At 55.9% G+C, this 11,160-nt stretch carries 6 protein-coding genes, 5 tRNA genes and 3 rRNA genes; 3 read left to right on the plus strand and 11 right to left on the minus strand.

Annotation, left to right across the window (positions count from 1 at the left end):
- The first annotated feature begins 59 nt into the window (after positions 1-59).
- The 3 genes from PVZ72_RS07975 to PVZ72_RS07985 all read left to right on the plus strand — a co-directional run bounded on the left by PVZ72_RS07975 (position 60) and on the right by PVZ72_RS07985 (position 1,336).
- Complete coding sequence (locus PVZ72_RS07975; protein WP_133861830.1) at positions 60-725, plus strand: gamma-glutamylcyclotransferase; 666 nt, start codon at positions 60-62, stop codon at positions 723-725.
- Positions 722-949, plus strand: a complete 228-nt coding sequence (locus PVZ72_RS07980) for a TIGR02450 family Trp-rich protein (RefSeq protein ID WP_273861635.1) — start codon at positions 722-724, stop codon at positions 947-949. Before PVZ72_RS07975 ends, PVZ72_RS07980 begins: the two co-directional genes overlap by 4 nt.
- Positions 950-1,075: 126 nt before the next feature.
- Positions 1,076-1,336 (plus strand): hypothetical protein, encoded by a 261-nt coding sequence (locus PVZ72_RS07985; RefSeq protein WP_007161858.1) that lies wholly within the window; start codon positions 1,076-1,078, stop codon positions 1,334-1,336.
- A 42-nt stretch (positions 1,337-1,378) separates the two neighbouring features.
- Here the strand turns inward: PVZ72_RS07985 and PVZ72_RS07990 are convergent.
- The 11 genes from PVZ72_RS07990 to PVZ72_RS08040 form a co-directional block, all read right to left on the minus strand.
- Positions 1,379-1,465, minus strand: a tRNA-Leu gene (locus tag PVZ72_RS07990).
- 107 nt (positions 1,466-1,572) lie between these two features.
- Positions 1,573-1,646, minus strand: a tRNA-Cys gene (locus PVZ72_RS07995).
- Between the two features lie 36 nt (positions 1,647-1,682).
- Positions 1,683-1,758, minus strand: a tRNA-Gly gene (locus PVZ72_RS08000).
- A 60-nt stretch (positions 1,759-1,818) separates the two neighbouring features.
- A complete protein-coding gene (gene pgsA, locus PVZ72_RS08005) occupies positions 1,819-2,379 on the minus strand; it encodes a CDP-diacylglycerol--glycerol-3-phosphate 3-phosphatidyltransferase (protein WP_133861891.1) in 561 nt (186 codons plus the stop codon).
- 31 nt (positions 2,380-2,410) lie between these two features.
- Positions 2,411-4,237 carry an excinuclease ABC subunit UvrC gene (gene uvrC, locus PVZ72_RS08010; RefSeq protein WP_133861892.1) on the minus strand — a complete coding sequence of 609 codons (1,827 nt, stop codon included), beginning with the start codon at positions 4,235-4,237 and terminating at the stop codon, positions 2,411-2,413.
- 1 nt (position 4,238) lies between these two features.
- Positions 4,239-4,883: a response regulator transcription factor GacA gene (gacA, locus tag PVZ72_RS08015; RefSeq protein WP_273861636.1), complete on the minus strand. Its 645-nt coding sequence runs from the start codon at positions 4,881-4,883 to the stop codon at positions 4,239-4,241.
- Between the two features lie 741 nt (positions 4,884-5,624).
- A 5S ribosomal RNA gene (gene rrf, locus PVZ72_RS08020) occupies positions 5,625-5,740 on the minus strand.
- Positions 5,741-5,900: 160 nt separating this feature from the next.
- A 23S ribosomal RNA gene (locus PVZ72_RS08025) occupies positions 5,901-8,793 on the minus strand.
- A gap of 304 nt (positions 8,794-9,097) precedes the next feature.
- Positions 9,098-9,173 (minus strand) — tRNA-Ala (locus PVZ72_RS08030).
- Between the two features lie 6 nt (positions 9,174-9,179).
- Positions 9,180-9,256 (minus strand) — tRNA-Ile (locus tag PVZ72_RS08035).
- Between the two features lie 97 nt (positions 9,257-9,353).
- A 16S ribosomal RNA gene (locus tag PVZ72_RS08040) occupies positions 9,354-10,890 on the minus strand.
- The 16S, 23S and 5S rRNA genes sit together here with 2 tRNA genes alongside, the layout of an rRNA operon.
- Positions 10,891-11,160 lie beyond the last annotated feature (270 nt).

An 11,160-nucleotide genomic window follows, 5' to 3' on the forward strand; every position in this document is an offset into this window, starting at 1 on the left:
GGATCTTGGTGCCGGGTCCCTAGACCTGGCAGCTTCAGCGGTTGAGGACCAGGCGACAAATGCACAGACAGATTTCTTCCAGCATCCACGATTCCTATCCCCCCAAGCTGGCGCCCGCCACCCCGCTCACCCATCCGGAACTCGTAGCCTCTCTGGAGGCCACCCTGGCCCAGCGCCAATCCGGCCCGGTGTGGCTGTTCGCCTACGGCTCGCTGATCTGGCGCCCCGAGTGCCCCGCGGTCGACGTTCGCCGGGCGCGGGTGCACGGCTATCACCGCGGTCTCTATCTCTGGTCCCAGCTGCATCGCGGCACCCCCGAACAACCCGGCCTGGTACTGGGCCTGGATCGCGGCGGCTCCTGCTCGGGCTTCGCCTACCAGTTGCCCGAGGATCAGCTGGACGACCATCTGCTGGCCCTCTGGAAACGCGAAATGCCGGATGGCTCCTACCGTCCTCGCTGGCTGCAATGCCACCTGGAAGACGGTAGCAAGGTCCAGGCGCTCGGCTTCGTACTGAAACGCAATCTCCCCTGCTATGCCGGCAGCCTGCCCGATGACATCCTCAATCGCGTCCTGACCGAAGCTTGCGGCCATTTCGGCACTACCCTGGAGTACGTCGAACGCACCATCACGGCGCTCAGGGCTCACGCCATGCCCGATCGGAACCTGGAAGCCCTGCTGCAGCGCTATCGCAGCGCACCACTGCTGGAGGCCATGCAGGGATGAAGCAGCGCCAGATCAATCCTAGCAAGCTGCTGCTCAGCAAATGGACGGCCGTCCAACCACGCGAACGGCAGAAGCATTTCATCGTCACCCGGGTGCATACCCCTGAAGTCGAGACCGATCCCATCTCGCAGATAGATATACAAGCCGTTCTCACTCGCCGCACCTGGACGCTGGACTGGCACAAGTTGCAGGATGCAGAATGCTGGCTGCAAGGCTGGCAATAAAACTCCGAAAGCAGGGCCGGAATTTTGCGACTAGCATCGCGATATGACGGCACGTTTCTGCAAAGGTGAAACCCTGTAGCAGCCAATGCTGTCACAGTGCCACCTTTGAACAGGAAGCTCTTCCGGATGACCCTCTATGTCGAACTCGCCAGCGCCTTCAACACCCTGAAAGGCGGATTCGAACCCCTGCGCTGCGTGATCTCCACGCGAGATCAACGTGCCTACGATGTCGAAGTCTTCTCTCGTAGCGGTCAGTCGGTACTCAATCGCCCCATCGCCCGCACCGAATTGCTCGACGCTGCCATGCTCGAAGCCTTCATCCTCGACAGCCGCTCACGCATCGAGCGCGACGCGGATGAAACACCCTACTGGACGATTCCCTCCTAAACGAAAAAGGCCACTCACGCATGAGTGGCCTTTTCATTTGGATGGTGCCCGAGGCCGGAATCGAACCGGCACGACGGTTAAGTCGAGGGATTTTAAGTCCCTTGTGTCTACCAGTTTCACCACTCGGGCAGAACCGAATCCTCAGACGACCGGATTCGTAGAACCTGATCCAGTATTCACACATCCCTGGATGATGAAAAGCCCCGTAGACCAGAGATCTACGGGGCTCTCAATAGTGGAGGCCGAGGTCGGAATCGAACCGGCGTACACGGATTTGCAATCCGCTGCATGACCACTCTGCCACCCGGCCTCAAACCTGAATGTCTTGCGACACTCATGTAAAACATGGAGCGGGAAACGAGACTCGAACTCGCGACCCCGACCTTGGCAAGGTCGTGCTCTACCAACTGAGCTATTCCCGCTTGGTGACGGGCGCCATTCTATCTGAGCCACCCTTCATGTCAAGCCATTGATTCAAAAACTTATTTCTTTTTCTCCGCGCTCATCAGATGCGGCCAGGCCGCCATCAGATAGGTGCACATGGACCACAGCGTCAGTGCCGCCGCGACGATGAGCAAGGCGTAGCCACTGATTACCCAGAAGGTCATCTGCGGTGGATTGGCCAGCAGGATGACCAGGGCCAACATCTGCGCCGCCGTCTTCCATTTGCCCAGATTGGAGACCGCGACCTGAGCACGGGCACCCAGCTCGGCCATCCACTCCCGCAGCGCCGATACGACGATCTCCCGCCCGACGATGATGACGGCGGGCAGCGTCAGCCAGGCGTTGGCGTGCTCCTGCACGAGCAATACCAAGGCTACGGCGACGATGAGCTTGTCCGCTACCGGATCCAGAAAGGCACCAAAGGGCGTGCTCTGCCCCAGCCGCCGCGCCAGATACCCATCCAGCCAGTCGGTCGCGCAGGCAATCGCGAAGACGGTGCTGGCGGTCCAGTAGCTCCAGTGGACTGGCAGGTAGAACAGGATGACGAACAGGGGAATAAGGAAGACGCGCAGTACGGTAAGCAGATTTGGAATATTCATTGGCGCGGCTGTTGGTGAACGTGAGGCGATTCTACTCGCTGTGCAAGGCGGCATAAATCTGCTCGGCCAGCTTTTTGCTAATGCTGGGCGCTTTGGCAATTTCCTCGATGCTGGCGCGCTGCAATTCGCGGAGCCCACCAAAGTGCTTCAGGAGCTCCTGACGACGCTTGGGCCCGATACCGGCGACCTCTTCCAGAGAGGAGGTCCTGCGCGCCTTGCCGCGACGCGCGCGATGCCCGGTAATCGCGAAACGGTGCGCCTCATCACGGATCTGCTGGATGAGATGCAGTGCAGGCGAATGAGCCGGCAGGGTGAATTCGTTGGAAGGATCGTCCAGATAGAGGACCTCGAGCCCGGGCTTGCGGGTGACGCCTTTGGCCACCCCCAGCAAAACCAGATCCGGCACGGCGAGCTCCCTGAGCACCTCACGGGCCATGGCCAACTGGCCCTTGCCGCCATCCACCAGCAGGATGTCTGGCAACTTGCCCTCTCCCGCTTTCAGCCGACTGAAGCGACGCGTCAGCGCCTGATGCATCGCCGCATAGTCGTCGCCGGCCGTTACGCCTTCGATGTTATAGCGACGATAGTCCGATTTGAGCGGCCCTTCCGGTCCGAAGACTACACAGGACGCCACGGTCGCCTCGCCACTGGAGTGACTGATATCGAAACATTCCAGCCGTTGCGGTGGTTCGGGCAGATCCAGCGCCTGGACCAGGGCGTCGAAACGCACACCCATGTGCTGCCGATTGGCCAGACGCGTATTCAACGCCTGCTCTGCATTGGTTACCGCCAACTGCTGCCAGCGTGCCCGGGTCCCGCGGACGCGATGCGCGATGACCAGCTGCCGCTTATGGACTTCGGCAAAGGCATCGATCAGGGTAGCGAAGTCCTCATGGACGGAATTGACGATTATCTCATCCGGCAGATCCCGTTCCAGGTAAGCGAGATAGTACTGCTCCAGGAAGGCGACCAGCACCTCACTGGAATCCTCCTCGATCCCCACCTCCGGAAAGAAATTCTTGCTGCCCAGCACCCGACCGCCGCGGACACTGACCAGGTGGACACAGGCACCGCCGGGGTTGACGAGGGCAGCGATGACATCGACGTCGCCGGTGCCACCTTCGATACTCTGCTGGTCCTGCACACGCCTGACCAGGGCTACCTGGTCACGTAGCTCAGCAGCGCGCTCGAATTGCAGATTGACCGAGGCACTCTCCATCTTGACTTGCAGCTCTTCGGCCAGGGCATTGCTTCGCCCCTCGAGAAACATGGCGGAATGGCGAACGTCCTCGCCATATTCCTGCTCACTTACCAGCGCAACACAGGGTCCTTTACATCTCTTGATCTGGTACTGCAAACAGGGCCGCGTACGATTGCGAAAGTAGTTGTCATCGCACTGGCGCACTTGGAAGGCTTTCTGCAGCAGATTGAGACTTTCGCGGATGGCACCGGCACTGGGATAGGGCCCGAAATAGCGTCCCTTTCCTCTCTTCTCACCGCGGTGAATGGTCAGCCGAGGATACTTATCCTCGGTGGAAAGATAGACGTAGGGGTAGGACTTATCATCCCGCAACAGGATGTTGTAGGGCGGACGCCACTGCTTGATGAGGTTTTGTTCCAGCAGGAGCGCTTCGGTCTCGTTGCCGGTGATGGTGGTCTCGATCTGGGCGATCTTGGACACCATGGAAGCCGTCTTGGGCGCCAAGCCGGTCTTTCTGAAGTAACTCGAAAGGCGGTTCTTGAGGTTCTTGGCTTTACCTACGTAGAGGAGCTTGCCGCCCTCATCGAACATCCGGTAAACGCCCGGACGTCCACTGCAACCTGATAAAAAGGCCGCAGCATCGAAAGATTGACTCATATCAACTCGTTGCATCTACCATGCCGTGGCGAACAGCCAACATGGCCAGTTCGACATCGCTGGTAATCGATAATTTCTCGAAGATCCGATAGCGATAGGTGTTGACGGTCTTGGGGGACAAACAAAGCTTGTCGGAAATGACCTGGACTTTCTGGCAGCCCGCGATCATCAGCGCGATCTGAATCTCACGCTCGGACAGCTGATCGAAGGGCGACGCTTCGGCCTTGGACTGGAAGGGCTTCAAGGCGAGCTGCTGAGCAATCTGCGCACTGATGTAGCGCCGACCGGCAAAAGCCTGCTTGATGGCGGTGATCATCTCTTCGATGTCAGCACCCTTGGTCAGATACCCGGCAGCGCCCGCCTGGAGCAGACGTGTCGGAAAGGGATCTTCCTCACAGGCCGTGACGACAACCACCTTCAGGTCAGGCCGAGTGCGCAGGAGCTTGCGCGTAGCTTCCAGCCCACCAATACCGGGCATACGGACGTCCATCAAGACGACATCCGGCTCGAGCTCACGGGCCAGCATCAAGGCATTTTCGCCACTGTCTGCCTGGCCGACGACCTGGATTCCTGATACATCCGCGAGCATCCGTACGATGCCGGTACGAACAAGATCATGGTCGTCGACAACTAGCACCTTGATCAAAATCGAATCCCCTTCGCTTGCGCTTTCATCGCTTGCGTCACCTGAGCACCTGTCCGCGGACCCTAACGTTCAAGGGATAGGATCCTGGGCCACGCTAGAAATTTAATTGGTCATGCAAAGAAAAAAGGGGTACGACGCTTCGCACCCCTTGCCTACCGGCCTTAGGCCATTGGGCATTGTATACCGAAAAGGTTAAGGAAAATGTACCAGATCAGAATCATTCCCGGTCAGGTTACCGGTGGCCATGATGGTTCTCTGACAGGCTGCTGCAGTCGATCTTGGCTAGCGTACTTTTGCCGACTCGCTATATCGGCAGCGGGCGCTCGACGGCTGCATAAGCAATAGGAGTCTGCCTGGCGGCCATTTTTTCAGGTCTATCATGCCTGCGGCGACCTCAAGGCGTTGGGCTTCGCAAGCTCAACCCAACCTACGACGGTCCTGTGCCGCGCTTCAAACACAACAGCCCGGCGCAGCCGGGCTGTTGTGCTCTTGCGGACGTAAAGCGGCACCCGCCTAGCAGGCACTGCTCCAACGTCACCGCCGCGCCCTTTAGTCTCCTCTCCCTCCGGGAGAGGGCTAGGGTGAGGGCACCCTCAGCGACGCCACTTCAGGCTTCCGTTAGCCGATTAGCCGATTGCCCGCTCCCAGCACTCAAGCGCCCTGACGCCCGGCCAAACTTTCCTCGCCCCAAAGACAACACCCCCGCCAGAATGAACTGAGCGGGGGTGCTGGGTGTTAGGCGCTTGACGATGACCTACTCTCACATGGGGAAACCCCACACTACCATCGGCGATGCATCGTTTCACTTCTGAGTTCGGGAAGGGATCAGGTGGTTCCAATGCTCTATGTTCGTCAAGCAATTCGGTTGGCTGACCAGGCGATGAGGCTGCCTGGCTGGCCCAATTGGGTCTGTGATCGAAGTAGACAACTCGTCTTTGGGGTCTTGCGAACCCACGCGCCTGTTTTCGGCGTCGTCTTCCTCACGCTCTGACCACGGTCAGATTGTTTGGGTGTTATATGGTCAAGCCTCACGGGCAATTAGTATCGGTTAGCTCAACGCCTCACAGCGCTTACACACCCGACCTATCAACGTCGTAGTCTTCGACGGCCCTTCAGGAAGCTCAAGGCTCCAGTGAGATCTCATCTTGAGGCAAGTTTCCCGCTTAGATGCTTTCAGCGGTTATCTCTTCCGAACGTAGCTACCCGGCAATGCCACTGGCGTGACAACCGGAACACCAGAGGTTCGTCCACTCCGGTCCTCTCGTACTAGGAGCAGCCCCTCTCAAATCTCAAACGTCCACGGCAGATAGGGACCGAACTGTCTCACGACGTTCTAAACCCAGCTCGCGTACCACTTTAAATGGCGAACAGCCATACCCTTGGGACCGGCTTCAGCCCCAGGATGTGATGAGCCGACATCGAGGTGCCAAACACCGCCGTCGATATGAACTCTTGGGCGGTATCAGCCTGTTATCCCCGGAGTACCTTTTATCCGTTGAGCGATGGCCCTTCCATACAGAACCACCGGATCACTAAGACCTACTTTCGTACCTGCTCGACGTGTCTGTCTCGCAGTCAAGCGCGCTTTTGCCTTTATACTCTACGACCGATTTCCGACCGGTCTGAGCGCACCTTCGTACTCCTCCGTTACTCTTTAGGAGGAGACCGCCCCAGTCAAACTGCCCACCATACACTGTCCTCGATCCGGATAACGGACCAGAGTTAGAACCTCAAGATTGCCAGGGTGGTATTTCAAGGATGGCTCCACGCAGACTGGCGTCCACGCTTCAAAGCCTCCCACCTATCCTACACAAGCAAGCTCAAAGTCCAGTGCAAAGCTACAGTAAAGGTTCACGGGGTCTTTCCGTCTAGCCGCGGATACACTGCATCTTCACAGCGATTTCAATTTCACTGAGTCTCGGGTGGAGACAGCGCCGCCATCGTTACGCCATTCGTGCAGGTCGGAACTTACCCGACAAGGAATTTCGCTACCTTAGGACCGTTATAGTTACGGCCGCCGTTTACCGGGGCTTCGATCAAGAGCTTCGCTTGCGCTAACCCCATCAATTAACCTTCCGGCACCGGGCAGGCGTCACACCCTATACGTCCACTTTCGTGTTTGCAGAGTGCTGTGTTTTTAATAAACAGTCGCAGCGGCCTGGTATCTTCGACCGGCATGAGCTTACGGGGTAAACCCTTCACCCTCACCGGCGCACCTTCTCCCGAAGTTACGGTGCCATTTTGCCTAGTTCCTTCACCCGAGTTCTCTCAAGCGCCTTGGTATTCTCTACCCGACCACCTGTGTCGGTTTGGGGTACGGTTCCTAGTTACCTGAAGCTTAGAGGCTTTTCCTGGAAGCATGGCATCAACCACTTCTCCTTCTAAAAGAAGGATCGTCATCAGCTCTCGGCCTTAACTGTCCGGATTTACCTAAACAGTCAGCCTACCACCTTAAACTTGGACAACCAACGCCAAGCTGGCCTAGCCTTCTCCGTCCCCCCATCGCAGTAACTAGAAGTACGGGAATATTAACCCGTTTCCCATCGACTACGCCTTTCAGCCTCGCCTTAGGGACCGACTCACCCTGCGTCGATTAACGTTGCGCAGGAACCCTTGGTCTTTCGGCGTGCGAGTTTTTCACTCGCATTGTCGTTACTCATGTCAGCATTCGCACTTCTGATACCTCCAGCAAGCTTCTCAACTCACCTTCACAGGCTTACAGAACGCTCCTCTACCGCATCACCAAAGGTGATACCCGTAGCTTCGGTGCCTGGTTTGAGCCCCGTTACATCTTCCGCGCAGGCCGACTCGACTAGTGAGCTATTACGCTTTCTTTAAAGGGTGGCTGCTTCTAAGCCAACCTCCTAGCTGTCTAAGCCTTCCCACATCGTTTACCACTTAACCAGGACTTTGGGACCTTAGCTGACGGTCTGGGTTGTTTCCCTTTTCACGACGGACGTTAGCACCCGCCGTGTGTCTCCCATGCTCGGCACTTCTGGGTATTCGGAGTTTGCATCGGTTTGGTAAGTCGGGATGACCCCCTAGCCGAAACAGTGCTCTACCCCCCAGAGTGATACATGAGGCGCTACCTAAATAGCTTTCGAGGAGAACCAGCTATCTCCGAGCTTGATTAGCCTTTCACTCCGATCCACAAGTCATCCCCTGCCTTTTCAACGGAAGTGGGTTCGGTCCTCCAGTCAGTGTTACCTAACCTTCAACCTGCTCATGGATAGATCGCCCGGTTTCGGGTCTATTCCCAGCGACTAAACGCCCTATTAAGACTCGCTTTCGCTACGCCTCCCCTATTCGGTTAAGCTCGCCACTGAAAATAAGTCGCTGACCCATTATACAAAAGGTACGCAGTCACCTAACAAAGTAGGCTCCCACTGCTTGTACGCATACGGTTTCAGGTTCTATTTCACTCCCCTCTCCGGGGTTCTTTTCGCCTTTCCCTCACGGTACTGGTTCACTATCGGTCAGTCAGGAGTATTTAGCCTTGGAGGATGGTCCCCCCATATTCAGACAGGGTTTCTCGTGCCCCGTCCTACTCGATTTCATTGATAAGAGCGTTTCGCGTACAGGGCTATCACCCACTATGGCCGCCTTTTCCAAAGCGTTCCGCTACTCTCAAATCAACTTAAGGGCTGGTCCCCGTTCGCTCGCCACTACTAAGGGAATCTCGGTTGATTTCTTTTCCTCAGGGTACTTAGATGTTTCAGTTCCCCTGGTTCGCCTCTTAACCCTATGGATTCAGGTTAAGATACCCAGCTTATGCTAGGTGGGTTTCCCCATTCAGAGATCTCCGGGTCACAGGTCATTTGCCACCTCACCGAAGCTTATCGCAGGCTATCACGTCTTTCATCGCCTCTGACTGCCAAGGCATCCACCGTATGCGCTTCTTCACTTGACCATATAACCCCAAGCAATCTCGCTGGCGTCCAAGGACGCTACCGATCTGCAGGCGTTACATGAGTGAAGACGACATTTCGCCGAAAACTTGCGCTTGAGTTCGCAAGATTTTACCTTGACGACACTAACTGCCAGTGAAAACAGTTAATGCAGTCTACTTCTATCACTTTCCCAATTTTTTAAAGAACAGTTCTGATCAAAGACCAGAAGTCAGCTTTTGTACCCTTCTCATTACCTTTCGGCAGGGAGAAGTCAAAGGCTCACTTCTGAGCTTTTCAAGCAATCGCGTTAGCGGTAGGTGGAGATGGTGGAGCCAAGGAGGATCGAACTCCTGACCTCCTGCGTGCAAGGCAGGCGCTCTCCCAGCTGAGCTATGGCCCCATCGATTGGTGGGTCTGGGCAGATTCGAACTGCCGACCTCACCCTTATCAGGGGTGCGCTCTAACCAACTGAGCTACAGACCCAATCGTCTTACCTTGAGTCTAACTAACTCAATTGCTCTTCTATCAGTGAATCAAGCAATTCGTGTGGGTGCTTGCCAGCAAGCTGACATCTTTCGATTAAGGAGGTGATCCAGCCGCAGGTTCCCCTACGGCTACCTTGTTACGACTTCACCCCAGTCATGAATCACTCCGTGGTAACCGTCCTCCCGAAGGTTAGACTAGCTACTTCTGGAGCAACCCACTCCCATGGTGTGACGGGCGGTGTGTACAAGGCCCGGGAACGTATTCACCGTGACGTTCTGATTCACGATTACTAGCGATTCCGACTTCACGCAGTCGAGTTGCAGACTGCGATCCGGACTACGATCGGTTTTATGGGATTAGCTCCACCTCGCGGCTTGGCAACCCTTTGTACCGACCATTGTAGCACGTGTGTAGCCCTGGCCGTAAGGGCCATGATGACTTGACGTCATCCCCACCTTCCTCCGGTTTGTCACCGGCAGTCTCCTTAGAGTGCCCACCATAACGTGCTGGTAACTAAGGACAAGGGTTGCGCTCGTTACGGGACTTAACCCAACATCTCACGACACGAGCTGACGACAGCCATGCAGCACCTGTGTCTGAGTTCCCGAAGGCACCAATCCATCTCTGGAAAGTTCTCAGCATGTCAAGGCCAGGTAAGGTTCTTCGCGTTGCTTCGAATTAAACCACATGCTCCACCGCTTGTGCGGGCCCCCGTCAATTCATTTGAGTTTTAACCTTGCGGCCGTACTCCCCAGGCGGTCAACTTAATGCGTTAGCTGCGCCACTAAGATCTCAAGGATCCCAACGGCTAGTTGACATCGTTTACGGCGTGGACTACCAGGGTATCTAATCCTGTTTGCTCCCCACGCTTTCGCACCTCAGTGTCAGTGTTAGTCCAGGTAGTCGCCTTCGCCACTGGTGTTCCTTCCAATATCTACGCATTTCACCGCTACACTGGAAATTCCACTACCCTCTACCACACTCTAGCCAGACAGTTTTGGATGCAGTTCCCAGGTTGAGCCCGGGGATTTCACATCCAACTTATCAAGCCACCTACGCGCGCTTTACGCCCAGTAATTCCGATTAACGCTTGCACCCTTCGTATTACCGCGGCTGCTGGCACGAAGTTAGCCGGTGCTTATTCTGTCGGTAACGTCAAAACTCACAGGTATTCGCTGTAAGCCCTTCCTCCCAACTTAAAGTGCTTTACGACCCGAGGGCCTTCTTCACACACGCGGCATGGCTGGATCAGGCTTTCGCCCATTGTCCAATATTCCCCACTGCTGCCTCCCGTAGGAGTCTGGACCGTGTCTCAGTTCCAGTGTGACTGATCATCCTCTCAGACCAGTTACGGATCGTCGCCTTGGTAGGCCTTTACCCTACCAACTAGCTAATCCGACCTAGGCTCATCTAATAGCGTGAGGTCCGAAGATCCCCCACTTTCTCCCGTAGGACGTATGCGGTATTAGCGTTCCTTTCGAAACGTTGTCCCCCACTACTAGGCAGATTCCTAGGCATTACTCACCCGTCCGCCGCTGAATCGAGGAGCAAGCTCCTCTCATCCGCTCGACTTGCATGTGTTAGGCCTGCCGCCAGCGTTCAATCTGAGCCATGATCAAACTCTTCAGTTAAGTAGACTGATCGGGTTTTGAGAAAACCCTAAACTTGGCTCAGCAATCGCAAAAAACTCATGAATTCACGAGTTACTTGTGTTGCTGATAATCTTGCGACACCAGACTTATCTCACAAGCACCCACACGAATTGCTTGATTCAACTTGTTAAAGAGCAGTTGGCTGCGACCGTGTCGCTAACCGAGGCGCGCATTCTACGCTGTCCTCACATCCTGTCAAGCGTTGATTTGAACTTTTTCGTTTCAACTCAACCACTTGCGCTTGCCTGA

The sequence above is a fragment of the Pseudomonas sp. LA5 genome, from assembly GCF_028640825.1.
Lineage (GTDB): Bacteria > Pseudomonadota > Gammaproteobacteria > Pseudomonadales > Pseudomonadaceae > Chryseomonas > Chryseomonas aestiva.

Bases quoted from the DNA above. Each gene is read 5' to 3' on its own strand.
- PVZ72_RS07975 (WP_133861830.1), top strand. From the start codon at position 60: ATGCACAGACAGATTTCTTCCAGCATCCACGATTCCTATCCCCCCAAG.
- PVZ72_RS07980 (WP_273861635.1), top strand. From the start codon at position 722: ATGAAGCAGCGCCAGATCAATCCTAGCAAGCTGCTGCTCAGCAAATGG.
- PVZ72_RS07985 (WP_007161858.1), top strand. From the start codon at position 1,076: ATGACCCTCTATGTCGAACTCGCCAGCGCCTTCAACACCCTGAAAGGC.
- pgsA (WP_133861891.1), bottom strand. From the start codon at position 2,379: ATGAATATTCCAAATCTGCTTACCGTACTGCGCGTCTTCCTTATTCCC.
- uvrC (WP_133861892.1), bottom strand. From the start codon at position 4,237: ATGAGTCAATCTTTCGATGCTGCGGCCTTTTTATCAGGTTGCAGTGGA.